Source organism: Neobacillus paridis, from assembly GCF_016765675.1.
Taxonomy (GTDB): Bacteria; Bacillota; Bacilli; order Bacillales; family Cytobacillaceae; genus Neobacillus; species Neobacillus paridis.
Genome location: NZ_JAESWB010000371.1, coordinates 132,483 through 152,546, shown reverse-complemented (window position 1 = coordinate 152,546; position 20,064 = coordinate 132,483). Strand labels below are relative to the sequence as shown.

General features: G+C 44.0%; 21 protein-coding genes and 1 tRNA gene. 20 read left to right on the top strand and 2 right to left on the bottom strand.

The genetic code is table 11. The annotated features are described in order from the left end of the window. Window positions 1–2 precede the first annotated feature (2 nt). From hisH to hisIE, 4 genes are read left to right on the top strand one after another with little or no spacing between them, the layout of a single operon-like run. Window positions 3–629 (top strand): imidazole glycerol phosphate synthase subunit HisH, encoded by a 627-nt coding sequence (gene hisH, locus JK635_RS22805; protein ID WP_202656220.1) that lies wholly within the window; start codon window positions 3–5, stop codon window positions 627–629. Beyond that, entirely contained in the window at window positions 626–1,357 is a 732-nt protein-coding gene (gene hisA / locus JK635_RS22800; protein WP_202656219.1) for a 1-(5-phosphoribosyl)-5-[(5-phosphoribosylamino)methylideneamino]imidazole-4-carboxamide isomerase, read from the top strand. Before hisH ends, hisA begins: the two co-directional genes overlap by 4 nt. Continuing rightward, window positions 1,354–2,115, top strand: a complete 762-nt coding sequence (gene hisF / locus JK635_RS22795; protein WP_202656218.1) for an imidazole glycerol phosphate synthase subunit HisF — start codon at window positions 1,354–1,356, stop codon at window positions 2,113–2,115. Before hisA ends, hisF begins: the two co-directional genes overlap by 4 nt. Beyond that, window positions 2,112–2,744 carry a bifunctional phosphoribosyl-AMP cyclohydrolase/phosphoribosyl-ATP diphosphatase HisIE gene (hisIE, locus tag JK635_RS22790; RefSeq protein WP_202656217.1) on the top strand — a complete coding sequence of 211 codons (633 nt, stop codon included), beginning with the start codon at window positions 2,112–2,114 and terminating at the stop codon, window positions 2,742–2,744. The genes hisF and hisIE overlap by 4 nt, the downstream gene beginning before the upstream one ends. 80 nt (window positions 2,745–2,824) lie before the next feature. Here hisIE and JK635_RS22785 read toward each other — a convergent pair whose 3' ends face one another. Continuing rightward, window positions 2,825–2,980 carry a hypothetical protein gene (locus JK635_RS22785; RefSeq protein ID WP_202656216.1) on the bottom strand — a complete coding sequence of 52 codons (156 nt, stop codon included), beginning with the start codon at window positions 2,978–2,980 and terminating at the stop codon, window positions 2,825–2,827. 72 nt (window positions 2,981–3,052) lie between these two features. Here JK635_RS22785 and JK635_RS22780 point away from each other — a divergent pair, with 72 nt between their 5' ends. The 7 genes from JK635_RS22780 to JK635_RS22750 all read left to right on the top strand — a co-directional run bounded on the left by JK635_RS22780 (window position 3,053) and on the right by JK635_RS22750 (window position 9,623). Then, complete coding sequence (locus tag JK635_RS22780) at window positions 3,053–4,546, top strand: tetratricopeptide repeat protein (protein ID WP_202656215.1); 1,494 nt, start codon at window positions 3,053–3,055, stop codon at window positions 4,544–4,546. 143 nt (window positions 4,547–4,689) lie between these two features. Further along, complete coding sequence (trxB, locus tag JK635_RS22775) at window positions 4,690–5,640, top strand: thioredoxin-disulfide reductase (RefSeq protein ID WP_202656214.1); 951 nt, start codon at window positions 4,690–4,692, stop codon at window positions 5,638–5,640. A 212-nt stretch (window positions 5,641–5,852) separates the two neighbouring features. Then, window positions 5,853–6,311, top strand: coding sequence for an 8-oxo-dGTP diphosphatase (locus JK635_RS22770; protein WP_202656213.1), 459 nt, complete (start codon window positions 5,853–5,855; stop codon window positions 6,309–6,311). Between the two features lie 12 nt (window positions 6,312–6,323). Next, window positions 6,324–7,217 carry an RNase adapter RapZ gene (rapZ, locus tag JK635_RS22765; protein WP_202656212.1) on the top strand — a complete coding sequence of 298 codons (894 nt, stop codon included), beginning with the start codon at window positions 6,324–6,326 and terminating at the stop codon, window positions 7,215–7,217. Further along, window positions 7,214–8,182, top strand: coding sequence for a gluconeogenesis morphogenetic factor MgfK (locus JK635_RS22760; protein ID WP_202656211.1), 969 nt, complete (start codon window positions 7,214–7,216; stop codon window positions 8,180–8,182). The genes rapZ and JK635_RS22760 overlap by 4 nt, the downstream gene beginning before the upstream one ends. Window positions 8,183–8,353: 171 nt before the next feature. Continuing rightward, on the top strand, window positions 8,354–9,313 hold the full coding sequence (gene whiA, locus JK635_RS22755; protein ID WP_202656210.1) for a DNA-binding protein WhiA: 960 nt from the start codon (window positions 8,354–8,356) through the stop codon (window positions 9,311–9,313). Window positions 9,314–9,365: 52 nt separating this feature from the next. Continuing rightward, the gene (locus JK635_RS22750) at window positions 9,366–9,623 is read left to right on the top strand and encodes an HPr family phosphocarrier protein (RefSeq protein ID WP_202656209.1); all 258 of its coding nucleotides are present in this window, start codon (window positions 9,366–9,368) and stop codon (window positions 9,621–9,623) included. Between the two features lie 216 nt (window positions 9,624–9,839). Here the strand turns inward: JK635_RS22750 and clpP are convergent, their stop codons facing one another. Beyond that, window positions 9,840–10,442 (bottom strand): ATP-dependent Clp endopeptidase proteolytic subunit ClpP, encoded by a 603-nt coding sequence (gene clpP, locus JK635_RS22745; RefSeq protein WP_202656208.1) that lies wholly within the window; start codon window positions 10,440–10,442, stop codon window positions 9,840–9,842. 204 nt (window positions 10,443–10,646) lie between these two features. Here clpP and JK635_RS22740 point away from each other — a divergent pair. The 9 genes from JK635_RS22740 to eno all read left to right on the top strand — a co-directional run bounded on the left by JK635_RS22740 (window position 10,647) and on the right by eno (window position 19,952). After that, window positions 10,647–10,718, top strand: a tRNA-Arg gene (locus JK635_RS22740). Between the two features lie 176 nt (window positions 10,719–10,894). Further along, window positions 10,895–12,217 carry an RNA polymerase factor sigma-54 gene (gene rpoN / locus JK635_RS22735; protein WP_202656207.1) on the top strand — a complete coding sequence of 441 codons (1,323 nt, stop codon included), beginning with the start codon at window positions 10,895–10,897 and terminating at the stop codon, window positions 12,215–12,217. 114 nt (window positions 12,218–12,331) lie between these two features. Continuing rightward, a complete protein-coding gene (locus JK635_RS22730; protein ID WP_202656206.1) occupies window positions 12,332–12,583 on the top strand; it encodes a glutaredoxin family protein in 252 nt (83 codons plus the stop codon). A 132-nt stretch (window positions 12,584–12,715) separates the two neighbouring features. Beyond that, window positions 12,716–13,738: a sugar-binding transcriptional regulator gene (locus JK635_RS22725; RefSeq protein WP_202656205.1), complete on the top strand. Its 1,023-nt coding sequence runs from the start codon at window positions 12,716–12,718 to the stop codon at window positions 13,736–13,738. 48 nt (window positions 13,739–13,786) lie between these two features. Then, on the top strand, window positions 13,787–14,794 hold the full coding sequence (gene gap / locus JK635_RS22720; protein ID WP_202656204.1) for a type I glyceraldehyde-3-phosphate dehydrogenase: 1,008 nt from the start codon (window positions 13,787–13,789) through the stop codon (window positions 14,792–14,794). 187 nt (window positions 14,795–14,981) lie between these two features. Then, on the top strand, window positions 14,982–16,169 hold the full coding sequence (locus tag JK635_RS22715) for a phosphoglycerate kinase (RefSeq protein ID WP_202656203.1): 1,188 nt from the start codon (window positions 14,982–14,984) through the stop codon (window positions 16,167–16,169). 154 nt (window positions 16,170–16,323) lie between these two features. After that, on the top strand, window positions 16,324–17,085 hold the full coding sequence (gene tpiA / locus JK635_RS22710) for a triose-phosphate isomerase (RefSeq protein WP_202656202.1): 762 nt from the start codon (window positions 16,324–16,326) through the stop codon (window positions 17,083–17,085). After that, window positions 17,078–18,610, top strand: coding sequence for a 2,3-bisphosphoglycerate-independent phosphoglycerate mutase (gpmI, locus tag JK635_RS22705; RefSeq protein ID WP_202656201.1), 1,533 nt, complete (start codon window positions 17,078–17,080; stop codon window positions 18,608–18,610). The genes tpiA and gpmI overlap by 8 nt, the downstream gene beginning before the upstream one ends. 43 nt (window positions 18,611–18,653) lie before the next feature. Further along, window positions 18,654–19,952 (top strand): phosphopyruvate hydratase, encoded by a 1,299-nt coding sequence (gene eno, locus JK635_RS22700; RefSeq protein WP_202656200.1) that lies wholly within the window; start codon window positions 18,654–18,656, stop codon window positions 19,950–19,952. Window positions 19,953–20,064: the final 112 nt, after the last annotated feature.

The window sequence follows — 20,064 nt, the reverse complement described above, 5'->3', positions numbered from 1 at the left end:
CGATGATAGGAATTGTAGACTATGGCATGGGAAATCTGTTCAGTGTCAGCAAGGCATTGGAACGGCTCCACGCCGACTATTTAATAACTTCTGATAAACACAAATTGCTGGCAGCTGATGCCTTGATTCTTCCCGGGGTTGGCGCCTTTCGTGATGCGATGGATCAGCTGCCCGCCGATACAATACAACAATTTGCGGCTAGCGGGAAACCGCTTCTCGGTATTTGCCTCGGTATGCAGCTGCTGTTCGAAAGTAGTGAGGAGAACGGTTTTACCAAAGGCCTCGGTCTGCTTCCGGGCAGTGTTCGCCGTTTTCCAGGAAAAACAAATGACGGGACAGCTTACAAAGTACCGCACATGGGGTGGAATCGGCTGGAGTTTATCCAGGATTCGCCGCTATTAACCAACCTGGAAGAGGATTATGTTTATTTCGTCCATTCTTACTTTGTCAGTGCAGAAAACTCACCGGTTACCCTGGCAAAAACCGACTACCATGAGCAGGTGGCTGCGGTTGTTGGCCGAGACCATATTTTTGGCATGCAGTTCCATCCGGAGAAAAGCAGCAAGCTAGGCATGGCGTTGCTAGGCAATTTTTTAAAAATAGCTGCGGAAAGGAAAGCGGTTCGATGAGGTTTACGATTTATCCGGCGATTGATATGCGGGGCGGAAAATGTGTCCGTCTCTTGCAGGGAGATTATGATAAGGAAACGATATACGCTGATTCCCCTTTTGGTATGGCAAGCCAGTTTGCAGCCGAGGGAGCGGAGTGGATTCACATGGTTGATCTTGATGGGGCCAAGGATGGCAAGCGGGTTAACAATAACTTTGTGATCGAAGCGGCAAAAAAGCTGCCAAAGGTAAAAATTCAAATTGGCGGAGGAATCCGTACCGAGGCCGATATTGTTCATTATCTGGACAACAAGATAGACCGCGTGATTATCGGCAGCATCGCCGTCTCCAACCCGGAGTTTGCCATCGAAATGATTAAAAAATATGGCTCACACATTGCGATTGGCATCGATGCGAAAAACGGCTATGTTGCTACCCATGGCTGGCTTGAAACTTCGGCAGTAAAGGCAATGGAGCTGGGCAAGCGCTTTGCGGACGCCGGTGCGGAGACATTTATTTTTACCGATATTGCCACTGATGGGATGCTGTCGGGACCTAATATAGCGGCTGTCAGCGAAATGGCCGAGGTTACCGGCAAAAACGTAATTGCTTCAGGCGGGGTTAGCAGTCTCACAGATCTCAAGGCATTAGCAAAAGCCCAAACGATCAGCGGTGTCATTATCGGAAAAGCATTATATGAAAAACGCTTTACACTAAAGGAAGCGTTGAAAGAGGTGGGCTCCCAATGACCCTTACCAAAAGGATTATTCCGTGCCTCGATGTAAAAGATGGACGCGTTGTCAAGGGAATTCAATTTGTGCAGCTGCGTGATGCCGGCGATCCGGTCGAGCTGGCTCGCTTTTATGATCAGCAGGGAGCGGATGAGCTGGTGTTTTTAGATATTTCTGCTTCAGTTGAAGGCAGAAAAACAATGGTGGAGGTTGTCAAAGCCGTCGCTTCGCAGCTGGCGATTCCGTTTACGGTCGGCGGCGGGATAAACACCCTTGAGGATATGAAAAAAATTCTCCGTGCCGGAGCCGATAAGGTGTCGCTTAACACAGCTGCCGTCGAAAATCCCGGACTAATAAAACAGGGCGCCGACTTTTTCGGCTCGCAATGTATCGTGGTGGCAATTGATGCCAAGTTTGACCCGGACATCGATACATGGCGGGTCTATACTCACGGCGGCCGGAAAGCGACCGAGAAAACGGTGCTCGACTGGGCACGGGAGGCAGCGGAGCTTGGCGCCGGAGAAATTTTGCTAACAAGCATGGACAGTGATGGTGAAAAAAATGGCTTTGACCTCAAATTGACAAAGGCAGTTAGTGAGGCGGTAACCATTCCGGTCATTGCCTCGGGCGGTGCTGGAAACGCCGAACATTTTGCTCAGGCCTTTGAAAAAGGCAAGGCAGATGCAGCCTTGGCGGCTTCGATTTTTCACTATAAAGAAACCTCAGTGCAAGAAGTGAAAAGCTATTTGCGGGAAAAGGGAGTGACGGTTCGATGAATTCGAACGAAATCAAATTTGATGAAAAAGGACTTGTTCCGGCGATTATCCAAGATGCGCAAACCTTGGCAGTCTTAACGCTGGCCTATATGAATAAGGAATCGCTTGAAAAAACGCTTGCCACCGGTGAAACCTGGTTCTTCAGCCGTTCCCGCCAAGAGCTGTGGCATAAAGGGGAAACAAGCGGCAACACGCAGACCGTTGTCGACATTCAGTACGATTGTGACCAAGATGCGCTGCTCGTCCTCGTAAATCCAAAAGGGCCGGCCTGCCACACCGGTGCCGTTAGCTGTTTTGCCCAAGGAGTGGCGGAACGAAAAACCAATCTGGGTGATTATCAGATTCTCCAAACGCTGGAACAAATCATCCAACAACGCGAGCAGGAGCGTCCCGAAGGTGCCTATACCACCTATTTGTTTGAAAAAGGTGTCGATAAAATTTTGAAAAAAGTCGGGGAAGAATCGGCCGAAGTGATTATCGCCGCGAAAAACCGCAGTCATGAGGAGCTGAAGTGGGAAGCGGCAGATCTTTTGTACCACTTGCAGGTGTTGTTGGTCGAGCAAGGCCTGCCCTTCACTGAAATATTAAAAACATTAGAAGAAAGACACCATCAAAAAGACCGGTCCTAACCGTGTAAAAAGATAAGGATAAAATTTTGTCACACCACAGTCCTTGATACTGTGGTGTTTTTTCGGATTATTTTACCAGTTTAAATGGTTAGACGGATAAAATCACAAAACAGACGGGTAAAATGACCATTTTGACGGGTAAATTCAACAATTAGACGGGTAAATCTCCATTTTCGACGGGTAAATCTGTAAAACAGACGAGTAAACCCAGCCAAAACATTTTCCAGAAACAGCATTCGGAATCCCTTCTCGTTTGCCATCCAAATATGTTATACTTCATAGGGTATGAAAGGATGATGGAGGACTTCATGAGTAAAAACGCAAAAGCAACAATTCATAAAGGAAAAATTGTTTCATTTATTCCGACGGGGGAATATTACTTTAAAAAGGGAATCAAGGCATATCATCGACGTGATTTTTTAAACGCAAAAAAATATCTGGAACGGGCGCTTCAGCTTGAGCCGGGTGAACCGATGATTGCCTGCCAGTTGGCGATTGTGTCAACAGAACTGGGCGAATTTGAACATTCCAATCGGCTGTTACACCTCATCCTTGAAGATCTTGATCACGAAATGGTGGAATGTCACTACTTTTTAGCGAATAATTATGCCCATCTAGGATTTTTTAAAGATGCCTATCACCATGCGATGCTGTATTTACAAGCAGACCCCGATGGTGATTTTTCTGAAGATGCCGAGGAATTGCTTGAACTGCTTTCGTTTGAAGCAGGCGAGCTTGAAGATGAATTTTACCAGCAGGATGATCTGATCGTGAAACAGGAACAGGCACGCGACCTCCTGGAATCGGGCTACCTGCCCAAAGCGATTGAGATCCTTAAGGAAGTCATCGAAGAGTACCCTGAGTATTGGTCGGCTTACAACAACCTGGCGCTGGCTTATTTTTATCTAGGCAAACCTGAAAAGGCCGAAGCCATTTTAAATGAAGTGTTGGAGCGAAATCCGGGAAATCTTCATGCCCTCTGCAACAAGATGATATTTGCCCACTATCAGGGACGCTTTAAATATGTCGAGCAATGCATGGCCTCGTTAAAAAAAATTCAGCCGCTCTTAAGCGAGCATCAATTTAAGCTGGGGACCTCGTTTGCCTTGGTAGGCGAATATGAACTGGCCTATGTTTGGCTGAAAAAATTATATAAAACCGGTTATGATGGCGACGGTCCATTCTATTATTGGCTCTCGTACTCAGCCTTCCATACCGGTCATGAAACGTTTGCCAAAGCCATTTGGAATAAGCTGCTGGAACTAAATCCGGAAAAAGAAGGCAGTGAACCTTGGAATGACAATCAGGACCAAATCAGTGGGTTAGAGAATATGTCAGGCTCCATTTTTCAAAAGATGGAAAGTGACTATGTGGAAGAACGGTTATTTGCCTTGTTTCTGACGACTGTTTCAAATAAAAAAGAGGAGATTATCACCTCGAAAAAATTGTTTCAAAATCATAAGTTTACCGCTTTGGAAAAGGAATATATCTCTTGGATTCGCTCCGGCAAACCATCCCGGACAGCGGACGCACAAGAAATAGCAGAACTTTTTTATGAGAATTACCAGCCGATCGGAACCATCGAAGCAGGTCTTTACTTGATGTGGTTTTCGGTGTTTGCCGAAGCATCTAAAGCAGGCGTCCGTTTGAAAAATAAACGCGCCTGGGCAGGTGCAGTGGAATATACCTGGCACAAGCTGCGCAGCGAAAAAGTATCGCAGCAGGAAATGGCCAAACGCTATGATATTTCGACTGCAACAATTGGCAAATATGTGAAATTGGTTCAGGAGTTTTTACGCTAAAAGCAAGCAGATTTTTGGACTCTATTTGAAATATTTATTACGATTAAGTAGGGAATACTAATGCTTAATCGTTTTTTTTTGTAATTTATAGTTTGGCACATATTGTAAATGTTCTAGCTTTTTTATAAGGAGTGAAATTAAAAATGACAGAAGAAAAAATTTATGATGTCATTATCGCTGGTGCTGGTCCAGCGGGGATGACTGCAGCTGTTTATACATCGCGTGCTAATCTGTCAACGCTGATGATCGAGCGGGGCATGCCAGGCGGGCAGATGGCCAATACCGAAGAGGTGGAAAACTATCCGGGCTATGAGAGCATTCTTGGTCCTGATTTATCGACAAAAATGTTTGAGCATGCGAAGAAATTCGGGGCTGAATATGCTTATGGTGATATAAAAGAGATTATCGACTACGGGGACTACAAACTGGTCAAAGCCGGTTCAAAGCAATATAAAGCGTATGCCGTTATCATTGCTACCGGTGCAGAGTATAAAAAAATTGGCGTTCCCGGTGAGCAGGAGCTCGGCGGCCGCGGCGTTTCTTATTGTGCCGTGTGCGATGGGGCCTTTTTCAAAGGGAAAGAGCTCTATGTGATAGGAGGCGGTGACTCCGCGGTTGAAGAGGGAGTGTATTTAACCCGCTTCGCTTCGAAGGTAACGATTGTTCACCGCCGCGATCAGCTGCGGGCACAAAAAATCCTTCAAGATCGTGCCTTTGCGAATGAGAAAGTTGATTTTATCTGGAATCATACGGTGAAGTCGATCAACGAAAAGGACGGAAAAGTGGGCAGTATCACGCTTGTATCAACAAAAACCGGCGAAGAACAGGAACTGCCGGCAGACGGTGTGTTTATTTATATTGGCATGGTCCCGCTGACAAAGCCATTTCAAGCACTGGGAATAACCAATGAAAATGGTTATATTGAAACAAATGAAAATATGGAAACGAAGATACCTGGGATTTTCGCTGCTGGGGATGTTCGTGAAAAAACACTGCGCCAAATTGTTACAGCAACAGGTGACGGGAGTATTGCCGCGCAAACGGCTCAACACTATGTGGAAGAATTGAAAGAAGCAATGAAATTAAAGAAATAAAATAGTAATTTGATTATCACTCAACTGTAACAACTGTGAAATATTGTTAGGGTATGATAAGAGTAATTGACCCCCTTTAAGAATATATTTTTTCGTGCGCAGGACCAGCAGCCTGTGCTTTTTTTTACGCTGCCAAAATAGTATAATGAAATGAACAAAATTTTTTTGGAGTTTGAAGCACTCAACGCTTTTTCAAAGAGAAGGTGAGTAGAATGCAGCGGGTCACCAATTGTGTACTGATTAAAGACAAAAAGGTATTATTGCTGCAAAAGCCGCGTCGCGGTTGGTGGGTGGCTCCCGGTGGCAAGATGGAGCCGGGTGAATCGGTTCGCGACTCCTGCATCCGGGAATTTCGTGAGGAAACCGGAGTATACTTAAAAAACCCTCAGTTAAAAGGGATTTTTACGATGATTATGAAAGAAGGAGACCAGCTTCTTTCGGAATGGATGATGTTTACGTTCGTGGCAACCGAATCAGATGGGGTGGATCTCGACGAATCTGAGGAAGGAAAGCTCGAATGGCATTCAATTGAATCGATCAAAGCGTTGCCGATGGCTGCCGGTGATTATCACATTATTGATTACATGATTCACGGCAAAGGAATCATCTATGGCACTTTTACCTATACAAAAGACTTTCAGCTCATTAATTATCGATTAGATCCAAGTTAGGGGGGAAAAACAATGAGTACCGGTTCGACAAGTGATATCCAAATGGTGATCATTACCGGAATGTCCGGCGCTGGGAAAACTGTTGCGATTCAAAGTTTTGAAGATCTGGGATTTTTCTGTGTTGATAATTTGCCTCCTACGCTGCTTCCGAAATTTCTTGAACTTATGAAGGAATCCGGGAATAAAATGAATAAAGTGGCCCTTGTCATGGATCTTCGGGGCAGGGAATTTTTTGACCATCTGTTTAAGGCTTTGGATGATTTGGCAGAAACTTCTTGGGTGACCCCACAGATCCTATTTTTAGATGCTGATGATGCCACATTAGTCCGCAGATACAAGGAGACAAGAAGGTCGCATCCGCTTGCCAAATCAGGACTTCCGCTTGAAGGAATAACCCTTGAAAGAGAGCTCTTGGAAGAGTTAAAGGGAAGGGCCCAGTTAATTTACAACACTTCCCAGATGAAACCGCGAGAATTACGGGAGAAGATTGTAACGGAATTTACCGCGAATAAGCAATCCATTTTTACCGTCAATGTCATGTCATTTGGCTTTAAATATGGACTTCCGATTGACGCTGACCTCGTGTTTGATGTACGCTTCTTGCCCAACCCCCATTATATTGAGCATATGCGGCCCAAGACAGGACTGGATGAGGAAGTATCCAGCTATGTTCTGAAATGGAATGAAACGCAGCGATTTCTTGAAAAAGTGACAGACTTGCTGGGGTTCATGCTCCCACATTATAAACGTGAGGGGAAGGCTCAGCTCGTTATTGCCGTTGGCTGTACCGGCGGGCAGCATCGTTCCGTGGCCTTAGCTGAGTATATCGGTCACTATTTTGAAAAGGATTACAAAACCGTTATTTCACACCGTGACATTGAGAAGAGAAAGGAAAAAACTACATGAGTGATTATGAGAAGCCCAGAATTGTTGTCATCGGCGGAGGAACAGGGCTGCCGGTCTTGTTAAGAGGCCTAAAGCAATATCCTGTTGAAATAACCGCCATTGTAACGGTTGCCGATGATGGCGGCAGTTCAGGCAAAATTCGCGAAGACCTGAATATTCCACCGCCGGGGGATGTCCGCAACGTACTAGCGGCATTGGCGGATGTGGAACCACTTGTTGAGGAAATGTTTCAACATCGGTTTAAAACAACGAATCAACTTTCAGGACATTCACTTGGCAATCTCATTTTAGCAGCCATGACCTCGATTACCGGTAATTTTGTATATGCGATTCAGGAAATGAGTAAGGTCTTGAATGTTCGCGGCAGGGTCTTGCCCGCGGCCAACCAAAGTGTAGTATTACACGCTGAAATGGAAGATGGCACCATTATTTCAGGAGAATCAAAGATCCCTTATTCCGGAAAAAAAATCAACCGGGTGTTTTTGACGCCTGAAAATATTCTTCCGTTACCGGAAACCCTTCAGGCCATTCATCAGGCTGATTTAATTATTATCGGCCCCGGCAGTCTCTATACGAGTATTTTGCCAAATCTACTAGTCCCCGGATTAGGGGATGCCGTCTGTCACGCAGCGGCAAAAAAAGTGTATATTTGTAATTTAATGACCCAAGCCGGAGAAACCTACGGCTTTGCCGCAAGCGACCATGTGAAGGCGATTTATCATCATATGAATTGTGCGTTTATCAATACCATTCTGGTAAATAACAGAGAAATCCCGCAGGATGTGCAGCTTCGTTATAAGGAAGAACTGGCCAGCCCGGTACGATATGATTTGCCGCAATTATATGAACTGGGAATTGAGGTCGTCCATGCCGATATTGCCAACCTCGAAAATGGGGCATTACGGCATGATCCCAAAAAAGTGGCAAAAATTTTATATAATTTGCTCATTAATGAAACTATATAACGGTATGAAGCGTAAATAAATTATATAGTATGGGAAAGAGCAAAGGCAGCACTTTTTAAGTACCCCCGCAATAACGGAATTTTTCAGTGTCTGAGGAAATAGTCTCTGAATCAAATTCTACAGTATATGGCGGCGGGGAATACCATATCTATTTTTAACGGAGGTGAGGGAATGTCTTTCGCTTCGGAAACGAAAAAGGAATTAACTAATCTGGAAGTGAAAAGCTGCTGTATTCGTGCGGAGCTGTCGGCTCTTATTCGCATGAATGGTTCCCTTTCCTTTTCCAATCGTGGGGTAGTGGTTGACATCCAAACGGAAAATGCGGCCATTGCCAGGAGAATTTATACTTTATTAAAAAAAAGATACGACGTCCAAGTTGAATTGCTGGTACGAAAGAAAATGCGGTTGAAAAAGAACAATGTCTACATTGTCCGCTTAATGCAACAAGCAAGAGAAATTTTGGAAGATACGATGATCTTAGGTGAAGGCTTTACATTTATTCATGACATCTCACCTGAACTTGTAAAGAAGAAATGCTGCAGGCGTTCCTATTTGCGCGGTGCTTTTCTGGCCGGGGGTTCGGTGAATAATCCGGAAACATCATCCTATCATTTGGAAATTTCCTCACTTTACAAGGAACATAATGATTCTTTATGTGAATTGATGAATTCCTTTAGGCTCAACAGTAAGACACTCGAGCGGAAAAAGGGCTTTATTACGTACTTAAAGGAAGCGGAGAAAATTACCGAGTTCTTAAACATTATTGGTGCACATAATGCCTTACTCCGTTTTGAGGATATCAGGATCGTCAGAGACATGCGTAATTCTGTTAACCGGCTGGTAAATTGTGAAACCGCTAACCTCAATAAGACGATCGGGGCGTCAATTAGGCAGGTCGAAAATATCCGTTATATTGATCAAACCGTAGGTCTGCAAATTTTGCCCGATAAGCTGCGGGAAATTGCTGAGCTTCGCCTGCAATATACCGATGTTACGCTGAAAGAATTGGGCGAGCTGGTGACGGGCGGGGCAATTAGCAAATCTGGAATCAATCATCGCTTAAGGAAAATTGATGAGATTGCCGAAAAGCTGCGTGCCGGGGATCTGCCCACGAAGGATAAACAGATTTAACTTTGTGAAAAAATAAACAAGAATAGAGAGAATTTGAGGAGGAATTTGGATTATGTTAGAGAAACAAGTGGAAGTAAAATTGAAAACGGGGTTACAAGCGCGGCCGGCAGCTCTGTTTGTTCAGGAAGCCAATCATTTCTCGGCTGATATTTTTTTAGAAAAGGATGGCAAAAGGGTGAATGCCAAAAGTATTATGGGGCTAATGAGCCTGGCAGTCGGTTCCGGTGTCGAAATTACGATCATTGCTGACGGGGAAGACGAAGAGACTGCGATTCAGACGTTAACTGATTTTATCGAAAAGGATCACTAAACATAAACATGCGGGCTGGCCAATGGGTTAGCCCTTTTTATTTGTAAAAAAGAACAACCAACAGATTAACGCTGGTTGTTCTTTGAAAATTGTCTAGCCTCAGTGCCTAACCCCTCGAGGTCATAAGCCAAACTGTCAAAGAAGGCTAAAGAATAGCCTTCTTGCCAGCTCGTCTTATGCTTGTCGGGGCTGTTCAAGGCACTTCGGCATTTCTTCTTATTTGTCTTTTTTATCAAGAATATTGCGGGAAATAATGTTATCAATTAAACCGTATTCCTTTGCTCTTTCAGCTGTCATGAAGTTATCGCGGTCAGTATCGCGCTGAATCACTTCAATCGGCTGACCGGTGCGTTCGGCTAAAATACCGTTTAATTTTTCGCGCAAGAAAAGGATGCGTTTAGCAGCAATTTCGATTTCCGTTGCCTGCCCTTGGGCACCGCCTAAAGGTTGGTGAATCATGACTTCGGCATTTGGTAAGGCAAACCGTTTTCCTTTTTCACCAGCTGCCAGCAAAAATGCTCCCATGGAGGCCGCCATCCCAATGCAGACGGTCGATACGTCCGGCTTAATATACTGCATCGTATCATAAATGGCCATACCAGCAGTGATACTGCCGCCTGGGCTGTTAATATAAAGGGTAATATCTTTTTCTGGGTTTTCCGCTTCCAGGAATAGCAGTTGTGCGACAATACTATTGGCGACGTTATCATCGATGGCACTTCCAAGCATGATGATCCGGTCTTTTAACAGACGGGAATAAATATCATACGCTCTTTCACCGCGATTTGTTTGTTCAATGACTGTAGGAATTAGATTCATTTTTCTTTCCTCCTTTAATTAAAAGGCTTAAACTATGTATTGTTATCATACACTATTGGTCAATAAAGGTCAAACAATATAGCCTTCATTTTTTTCGACATCTTTCCTTCAATCAGCTTAACCAATTAGGCTGCAATTTAAAACAAAATTTGCACTTGCAAAGTGAAGCAAAGTGACTTATAATATGTAAGTCGCTAATATTAAGCCCTCGTGGTGTAACGGATAACACGCAAGATTCCGGTTCTTGTACTGGGGGTTCGATTCCCTCCGAGGGCGCTAGAGTACACTCAAAGAAACCTTCTTATCTGTGTGATAGGAGGTTTTTTCTTTTAATAAGCGATTTGCTGTTATTTGTATTTTCTGACAATTGAAAACAAAAATTGAAGATTGAACAATTTTCCATACACCAAAGCTCTTGTTTCATGTAAAATAACCTTAAGGAGGGGAGTGTTATGAATTTAAAAGCAGGTTTATGGCAGCAGCAAACACTGAAGCTCACAATGACTCAAGAGTTGTCACAGGCAATTGCTTTGTTGCAATATTCTACGCAAGAGCTGACGGAGTTTTTGGAGAATAAGGCGCTTGAAAATCCTTTAATCCAAATTGACCAAGTGAATGTGCAGCCGATGAATCCCCTAATAGACCGAAATCGTCGGAAGCATCAAAAAGTGGAAAAGGACTGGATTGAACAAATTGCTGCCAAACCATTTTCACTAGAAGAACAATTAATATCGCAACTTAATATAAAAGCGTTATCAAATGACCAATTACGCGTGATTCGCCATTTAATTTATAACTTGGATGAAAACGGTTACTTTACCGGAGATTTGGCTGAAATTGCAGTAAAGCTGCAAACAAACCAAGAATTGGTTGAAGCTTGCTTGATGATGATTCAGTCACTGGAACCGATTGGAATTGGAGCACGAAATCTGCAAGAATGCTTGCTTATCCAAGTAGAATATGAATATCCTGATAATGAACTGACCAAGAAAATCATTTCCGATTATTTTGTCCCCTTTGCTGAAAAGAAATGGAGGCAAATTGCCAAGGAACTGCAGGTAACGCTAAAGGATATCCAGGATGTTTTTGATGAAATTCAACTATTGGATCCAAAGCCGGGTGCTGTATTGGGGAATGAAACTTCTGCTTATATCATTCCGGACGTAATTGTCGAACAAACTCCTGAAGGCTTAACGGTTCGAATGTTCGACGACATGCTTCCGAAAATCAGCTTTAATCAGCAGTACTATAACCAATTTAAGAATCAGGATCAGCAGGTTAACCGCTTCTTACAAGATAAGGTTCAGGATTATCAATGGATTCTGAAAAGCATTGAACAGCGGCGTGAAACATTGACAAGGGTTGTCACCAAAATTGTTGAAAAGCAAGCCGCTTTCTTTGAAAATGGTCCTGAAAGCTTGGTGCCTATGACGATGAAGGAGCTGGCGGCCGAACTGGATATTCATGAATCAACGGTCAGCCGGGCTGTCCGCGAGAAATATGTGCAAACACCGATTGGCACTTTTACCTTAAAATCATTTTTTACAAGCACGATCCAAACAGTTGTCGGCGATGAACAAACCTCTTCTGCCCAAGTTAAAAAGGCCATCACCCGCTTAGTCGAAAAGGAAGACAAAGCAAAACCATTGTCCGACCAAGACATCGTGGAACAATTAAAAATAACCGAAGGAATCATCGTGTCACGCAGAACCATCGCCAAATACCGTGACCAACTAGGCATCCCATCCTCATCCAAGAGAAAAAGATTTAACTAATTTGGTGTCTTTAATTTGGTGCCTGACACCATCCGTGGACATTTGTCCGTCTGGAGTGGACAAAATACCAAGTATTACCACGCAAACGCAAGTTTAGAAAGGAATTCTAATAATATGCCAAGACGAGTCGTAACGATATATTCGAGGAAACGTTGTCCGTTATGTGATAAAGCGAAGGCTGTTTTGCTCGAGTTGAGGGAAGAATATCATTTTACGTTGGAGGAAGTGGATATTGAGACAAGTGACGAACTCACCGAGCGCTATGGTTTGATGATTCCGGTCGTCCATATCGACGGTGAAGAGGTTGCTTATGGAATTGTTAATAAAATTGACATAAGTAACCGCTTGCAAAATGGAGCAAAATGATTGAAATTGGCCATCACTACTGCTACAATAAAAAACGTAGACGGGGTGATTTTTTTGCAGCAGGCGGGACATAATATGTCTATGATGGACATTTTTTGACCAACTGCATATAATAATAAAGGAGAAGCAAAGATGCAGTCTTTTATTGATATTACCAAAAGACTATTACCTGATTTCCTGCCAGTGTTGCAAAAACGCTATGCGATCCTTCGTTCTATCAGATATTTGCAGCCTGTGGGAAGAAGAAGTTTAGCCGGCAGTCTTGATCTAACGGAGAGAATTCTCCGTAGTGAAGTAGACTTCCTCAAAGATCAAAATCTTATTACCGTCAGTAATACGGGAATGAGATTAACTCAGGAAGGAAAAAACCTCCTTGAGGATTTAGAAGGGTTGATGCGCGAATTAAAAGGGATTGATGTCCTGGAGCTGGAACTCAAGCATCGCTTAGGCATCAAAAAAGTCATCATCGTACCGGGAAATGCGGATGAGTCCCCTTTTGTGAAAAGTGAACTGGGCAAAGCAGCAGCAGCCTGTATGAAAAAGCTTTTGCAAGGGGAAAATATCATCGCCATTACTGGCGGTTCAACAATGGCGGCTGTGGCAGAGAAGTTAACACCGGAAACGGAGGAAAAGAAATTGCTATTTGTGCCAGCTCGCGGCGGAATCGGTGAAGATGTTCAAAATCAAGCCAACACGATTTGTGCGATAATGGCCAGAAACACAAATGGCAAACATCGGGTATTTTATGTGCCTGACCAGGTGAGTACAGAAATCTATCAATCCTTGATTAAAGAGCCGGATATCGAAGAAAATTTACATTTAATAAAGTCAGCTAACATGATCCTTCATGGGATTGGAGATGCTATTACAATGGCCAAGCGCCGGAAAAGCACTCCCGAGCTGCTTTCGCGGCTTGCTGACAACCAGGCTGTGGGGGAGGCATTTGGCTACTATTTTAATGAGGCTGGCGAAATTGTTCATAAGGTGCTAACACTCGGAATTCAGCTTGAGGACCTCGAGGATATCCCCCATGTTTTAGCAGTTGCTGGAGGAGCTTCAAAGGCAAAGGCAATCAAAGCCTACATGAAAAAAGCACCCGCATCGACGATTCTGATCACCGATGAAGGGGCTGCAGAATGGTTAATAAAAGGGTAATCCCTTTTTAATAATTTATCCTTATCCAAATAAAGGAGGAACTATATCATGACAGTAAAAGTTGGTATTAATGGATTTGGTCGTATTGGACGTAACGTTTTTCGAGCAGCATTAAACAATAGCAATGTTGAAATTGTGGCAATCAACGATTTAACAGATGCTAATATGTTGGCTCACCTTTTAAAATTCGACTCTGTTCATGGAACACTAAAAGAAGATGTTACCGTTGATGGCGAATACCTCGTTGTTGGCGGCCATAAAGTAAAAGTGCTTGCTGAACGTGATCCTGCACAACTTGGCTGGGGCGACCTTGGTGTTGAAGTTGTCATCGAATCAACTGGCCGTTTTACAAAACGTGAAGATGCTGCAAAACATCTTGAAGCAGGTGCAAAAAAAGTTATTATTTCTGCACCAGGTAAAAACGAAGATATCACCATTGTTATGGGTGTTAACGAAGATAAATATGATCCGGCAAACCACCATGTTGTTTCCAACGCCTCTTGTACAACAAACTGCTTGGCACCATTTGCAAAAGTATTGAATGACCATTTCGGTATCAAACGCGGTATGATGACAACGGTTCACTCTTATACCAATGACCAGCAAATTCTTGACTTGCCGCACAAGGATTACCGTCGTGCCCGTGCTGCTGCTGAAAGTATGATCCCAACGACAACGGGTGCAGCAAAAGCAGTTGCGCTTGTATTACCGGAATTAAAAGGTAAATTAAATGGTATGGCCATGCGCGTGCCAACTCCAAACGTGTCAGTAGTAGACTTGGTCGCGGAACTTGAAAAAGATGTTACCGTCGAAGAAGTCAACGGAGCATTAAAAGCAGCTGCTGAAGGACCATTAAAAGGAATTTTAGCTTACTCTGAACTTCCGCTGGTTTCTCGTGACTATAACGGAACAACTGTTTCTTCAACGATTGATGCTCTTTCAACGATGGTACTAGAAGGCAACATGGTGAAAGTATTATCCTGGTACGATAACGAAGTAGGTTATTCAAACCGCGTCGTTGACCTTGTTGACTACATTGCCAAAAAAGGACTTTAATTCTTTTTTGGTTATGAATGGTATTTTTATCACAAACTGTTTATAATAATTATGGTATTCCATGGGGAGCGGGGAGTTTGCTTTAACGAGCCCCCGCTCCTTTTTATGTAAATGGCGCCTTTTTGACCGGTAACCATTTTTCAAAAGGCGTTTGTACAAAAAGCCAAATACATAGGAGGTCTTTTTGATGAACAAGAAAACGGTAAAAGATGTCGATCTCAAAGGAAAACGGGTTTTTTGCCGGGTCGACTTCAACGTGCCAATGCAAGATGGGAAAATTACCGATGAAACCCGGATTCGTGCAGCTTTACCAACGATTCAGTATTTGGTAGAACAAGGTGCCAAAGTGATTTTAGCGAGCCATCTTGGTCGTCCAAAGGGTAAAGTGGTGGAGGAAATGCGTTTGACTCCGGTAGCGGTTCGACTATCCGAGCTTCTAGGGCAAGAGGTGAAAAAAGCAGATGAAGCTTGCGGCGATTCTGTCAAAGCCATGATTGCCACGATGAACGATGGCGACGTATTGCTGCTTGAAAACGTGCGTTTTTATCCTGGCGAGGAAAAGAATGATCCTGATCTTGCCAAAGCTTTTGCCGAGCTGGCCGACCTTTATGTTAACGATGCTTTTGGTGCGGCACACCGGGCTCATGCCTCAACAGAAGGGATTGCCCACTATCTGCCGGCTGTCAGCGGCTTTTTAATGCAAAAAGAACTTGATGTCCTCGGTAAGGCACTGTCCAATCCGGAACGTCCATTTACCGCAATCATTGGCGGGGCCAAGGTAAAAGACAAAATTGGAGTCATTGAGAACTTGCTTGAATTAGTCGACAATCTCATTATTGGCGGCGGCCTTGCCTATACGTTCGTTAAGGCACAAGGCCACGAAATCGGCCAATCACTGCTTGAAGAAGACAAAATTGACCTAGCTAAGTCGTTTATGGAAAAGGCAAAGGAAAAAGGTGTACATTTCTATATGCCAGTTGATGCGGTAGTTGCTGATGAATTTTCAGCAGATGCTAACACCAAGGTAGTTGCCATTGAAGATATTCCTGCTGACTGGCAGGCGCTTGATATCGGTCCAAAGACAGCGTCCATTTATCGTGATGTCATTGAAAAATCGAAGCTTGTCATATGGAATGGACCAATGGGTGTGTTTGAAATGGACAAATTTGCCGGCGGTACGAAAGCAGTTGCTGAAGCACTTGCAGAGGCTAAAGATACCTATTCCGTCATTGGCGGCGGTGACTCTGCAGCCGCAGTTGAAAAATTTGGCTTAGCCGATAAAATGAGCCACATCTCAACAGGCGGCGGTGCGTCCTTAGAGTTTATGGAAGGAAAAGCACTGCCAGGCGTCGTTGCATTGAATGACAAGGAATAAGTTGTTATTTCTAATGGTGGATATCTACTTGAAATGTGGTCATATTGATTTCAGGTGAAATCTACATTTCTTAAGTAGATTCCAACACAAATTATGACGATATCTACCCATTTTACTTTTTTACAACCAAAGAATAAGAAGGGGATGTACCAGCATGCGGAAACCGATTATTGCAGGTAACTGGAAAATGCATAAGACACTTTCTGAAGCAAAAAGCTTTACTGAGGAAGTAAAAGATCAAGTACCAGCTTCAGAAGAGATGGATTCAGTCATTTGCGCCCCAGCATTATTTTTACAAAGCCTTGTGGAAGCAGCCAAAGGGACTAGAGTAAAAATTGGAGCACAAAACATGCACTTTGAAGAAAGCGGTGCGTTCACCGGAGAAATCAGCCCGAAAGCACTAGCTGATCTTGGCGTTGAGTACGTTATTATCGGCCATTCGGAACGCCGGGAAATGTTTAATGAAACCGATGAATCAGTCAACAAAAAGGTTCATGCTGCGTTTAAATACAATTTAACACCAATTGTTTGCTGCGGCGAAACATTGGCCCAGCGAGAACACGGTGAAACAATGGATTTTGTTGGCGGTCAAATCCAAAAGGCATTAGCCGGATTAACCGCTGAACAAGTGAAACAAACAGTCATTGCGTACGAGCCAATCTGGGCGATTGGAACGGGTAAATCGTCTACTTCTACCGATGCCAATGAAGTTTGCGCCCATATTCGCAAGACCATTGCCGAACAATTTACCCAAGATGTAGCTGATGAAGTCCGGATTCAATATGGCGGCAGTGTAAAGCCAGGTAATATAAAGGAATATATGGCTGAGTCTGACATTGATGGTGCGTTAGTTGGCGGGGCCAGCCTCGAACCACAATCATTTTTACAATTATTGGAGGCAGGCAAACATGAGTAAAGCTCCTGTAGCCCTTATTATCTTAGATGGTTTTGGTTGTCGGAATGAAGTGAAAGGAAATGCCGTTGCTCAAGCCAAGAAACCCAACTTTGATCGGCTTTGGAACACCTATCCGCATTCTCATTTAGGAGCAAGCGGTGAATCTGTTGGTCTTCCAGATGGACAAATGGGCAACTCCGAAGTCGGCCACTTAAATATCGGTGCCGGCCGGATTGTTTATCAAAGTTTAACCCGGGTTAACATAGCCATCCGCGAGCATGAATTTGAGAAAAATGAAACGTTCCTTGGCGCTATGGAGCATGTGAAGAAATACGGTACCAGCCTCCATTTATTTGGATTGCTTTCTGACGGCGGCGTGCACAGCCATATTGACCATATGTTTGCTCTCTTAAGGTTGGCAAAACAAGAAGGCGTCGAAAAGGTGTATGTCCATGCCTTCCTTGACGGTCGTGACGTTGGCCCGCAAACGGCAAAGACCTATATTCAGGAAACGCTGGATAAAATGAAGGAATATGGAGTTGGTGAATTCGCCACCATTTCCGGTCGCTATTATTCAATGGATCGTGACAAGCGCTGGGAGCGTGTGGAAAAATCCTACCGGGCTATGGTTTATGGCGAAGGTCCAACCTACACCAATCCAATAGAGCTTGTAGATGATTCTTATGCTCACGGAATTTTTGATGAGTTCGTGATTCCATCTGTAATGGTGAAAGAAGACGGTTCACCTGTCGCCACCATTCAAGATCATGATGCCGTGATTTTCTATAACTTCCGTCCGGACCGGGCGATTCAAATTTCTAATACCTTTACGAACAAAGATTTCCGTTCGTTTGACCGTGGACCCAAGCATCCACATGATTTATATTTCGTCTGTTTAACTCACTTCAGTGAAACAGTCGATGGCTATGTTGCCTTCAAACCAACCAATCTTGACAATACCTTAGGGGAAGTCCTGTCACAGCATCATTTGAAGCAGCTGCGGATTGCCGAAACGGAAAAATATCCGCACGTCACTTATTTTATGAGCGGCGGCCGCGAGGAAAAATTCCCTGGTGAAGAACGGATATTAATTAACTCACCGAAGGTTGCAACCTATGACCTGAAACCGGAAATGAGTGCTTACGAAGTAACCGATGCGTTGCTGAAAGAAATCCAGGATGATAAATTTGATGCGATTATTCTAAATTACGCAAACCCTGATATGGTGGGCCACTCAGGGATGCTGGAACCAACGATTAAAGCAGTGGAAACGGTCGACGAATGTCTCGGGAAAGTGATCGATTTAATCCTTGAAAAAGGCGGCGCTGCCATTATCACAGCCGACCATGGAAATGCTGAAGAAGTGGTTACCCTTGAAGGCAAACCGATGACGTCGCACACAACCAATATTGTCCCGGTCATTGTCACCAAGAAGGGGATTGAGTTACGCGACGACGGGATTCTTGGGGATCTGGCACCAACGATGCTCGATCTGTTAAATATTGAAAAACCTGCCGAAATGACAGGAACATCGATCATAAAGTAAATCTGTTGCTGTGTAAAATTATATTTTATAAGGAGAGATTGACATGCCATTTATTACTGAAGTTTATGCACGTGAAGTTTTGGATTCCCGCGGTAACCCTACAGTGGAAGTTGAAGTTTATACTGAATCCGGTGCTTTTGGCCGCGCCCTGGTACCTAGCGGTGCTTCTACCGGAGAATACGAAGCCGTGGAACTGCGCGACGGCGACAAGAGCCGCTACCTTGGCAAGGGCGTTCTCAAGGCTGTTGAAAATGTAAATGATATTATTGCACCAGCGCTGATCAGCGAAGAGTTCAGTGTTCTTGACCAAGTGGGTGTTGACCAAGCCTTAATCGAATTAGATGGAACGGAAAATAAAGGTAAATTAGGTGCAAACGCCATTCTTGGTGTGTCTATGGCTGTAGCCCGTGCTGCTGCTGACTACCTTGGTGTTCCTTTATACCAATATCTTGGCGGCTTCAATGCCAAACAGCTTCCAGTACCAATGATGAACATCTTAAATGGCGGCGCTCACGCTGACAACAACGTTGACATTCAAGAATTCATGATCATGCCTGTTGGTGCTCCTAACTTTAGAGAAGCACTTCGCATGGGCGCAGAAATTTTCCATAACTTAAAAACCGTCTTAAAAGGTAAAGGCTACAACACGGCGGTTGGTGACGAGGGCGGCTTTGCGCCAAACTTAAAATCAAACGAAGAAGCGCTGCAAACGATTATTGAGGCAATTGAAAAAGCCGGCTACAAGCCTGGTGAAGAAGTCATGCTGGCCATGGACGTTGCTTCATCTGAAATCTATAGTAAGGAAGATGGAAAATACCATCTTGAAGGCGAAGGTAAAGTGAAAACGTCTGAAGAAATGGTTGATTGGTATGAGGAACTATGCTCTAAATACCCAATTATCTCCATTGAAGACGGTCTTGATGAAAACGACTGGAACGGCTTCAAGCTGTTAACGGAACGCCTTGGCAAAAAAGTTCAATTAGTTGGTGACGACCTATTCGTAACCAATACGAAGAAGCTTGCGGAAGGAATTGAAAAAGGCATTGCCAACTCCATCCTGATCAAGGTAAACCAAATCGGTACTTTAACGGAAACTTTCGATGCGATTGAAATGGCAAAACGTGCTGGCTACACAGCCGTTGTCTCCCACCGTTCCGGTGAAACAGAAGACAGCACGATCGCGGACATTGCCGTTGCAACGAATGCCGGTCAAATCAAAACAGGTGCGCCATCCCGTACCGACCGGATTGCTAAGTATAACCAACTGCTTCGCATCGAAGATTTATTAGGCGAAACAGCACAGTTTAATGGGATTAAATCTTTCTATAACTTGAATAAGTAATCTCATTACAGACCAAGGCAGCCATTTCAATCATGGCTGTCTTTCTATGTAAATCGCACCTATAACCGAGCACCCGGATAACAGGTATTGTGAAATGGCCGCTAATGTGGTA

Bases quoted from the DNA above. Each gene is read 5' to 3' on its own strand.
- JK635_RS22760 (WP_202656211.1), top strand. From the start codon at position 7,214: ATGAGTGATTATGAGAAGCCCAGAATTGTTGTCATCGGCGGAGGAACA.
- trxB (WP_202656214.1), top strand. From the start codon at position 4,690: ATGACAGAAGAAAAAATTTATGATGTCATTATCGCTGGTGCTGGTCCA.
- JK635_RS22725 (WP_202656205.1), top strand. From the start codon at position 12,716: ATGCAGTCTTTTATTGATATTACCAAAAGACTATTACCTGATTTCCTG.
- hisA (WP_202656219.1), top strand. From the start codon at position 626: ATGAGGTTTACGATTTATCCGGCGATTGATATGCGGGGCGGAAAATGT.
- gap (WP_202656204.1), top strand. From the start codon at position 13,787: ATGACAGTAAAAGTTGGTATTAATGGATTTGGTCGTATTGGACGTAAC.
- hisH (WP_202656220.1), top strand. From the start codon at position 3: ATGATAGGAATTGTAGACTATGGCATGGGAAATCTGTTCAGTGTCAGC.
- eno (WP_202656200.1), top strand. From the start codon at position 18,654: ATGCCATTTATTACTGAAGTTTATGCACGTGAAGTTTTGGATTCCCGC.
- JK635_RS22785 (WP_202656216.1), bottom strand. From the start codon at position 2,980: ATGCTGTTTCTGGAAAATGTTTTGGCTGGGTTTACTCGTCTGTTTTAC.
- hisIE (WP_202656217.1), top strand. From the start codon at position 2,112: ATGAATTCGAACGAAATCAAATTTGATGAAAAAGGACTTGTTCCGGCG.
- clpP (WP_202656208.1), bottom strand. From the start codon at position 10,442: ATGAATCTAATTCCTACAGTCATTGAACAAACAAATCGCGGTGAAAGA.
- JK635_RS22770 (WP_202656213.1), top strand. From the start codon at position 5,853: ATGCAGCGGGTCACCAATTGTGTACTGATTAAAGACAAAAAGGTATTA.
- rapZ (WP_202656212.1), top strand. From the start codon at position 6,324: ATGAGTACCGGTTCGACAAGTGATATCCAAATGGTGATCATTACCGGA.
- gpmI (WP_202656201.1), top strand. From the start codon at position 17,078: ATGAGTAAAGCTCCTGTAGCCCTTATTATCTTAGATGGTTTTGGTTGT.
- rpoN (WP_202656207.1), top strand. From the start codon at position 10,895: ATGAATTTAAAAGCAGGTTTATGGCAGCAGCAAACACTGAAGCTCACA.
- whiA (WP_202656210.1), top strand. From the start codon at position 8,354: ATGTCTTTCGCTTCGGAAACGAAAAAGGAATTAACTAATCTGGAAGTG.
- JK635_RS22750 (WP_202656209.1), top strand. From the start codon at position 9,366: ATGTTAGAGAAACAAGTGGAAGTAAAATTGAAAACGGGGTTACAAGCG.
- JK635_RS22730 (WP_202656206.1), top strand. From the start codon at position 12,332: ATGCCAAGACGAGTCGTAACGATATATTCGAGGAAACGTTGTCCGTTA.
- JK635_RS22780 (WP_202656215.1), top strand. From the start codon at position 3,053: ATGAGTAAAAACGCAAAAGCAACAATTCATAAAGGAAAAATTGTTTCA.
- hisF (WP_202656218.1), top strand. From the start codon at position 1,354: ATGACCCTTACCAAAAGGATTATTCCGTGCCTCGATGTAAAAGATGGA.
- JK635_RS22715 (WP_202656203.1), top strand. From the start codon at position 14,982: ATGAACAAGAAAACGGTAAAAGATGTCGATCTCAAAGGAAAACGGGTT.
- tpiA (WP_202656202.1), top strand. From the start codon at position 16,324: ATGCGGAAACCGATTATTGCAGGTAACTGGAAAATGCATAAGACACTT.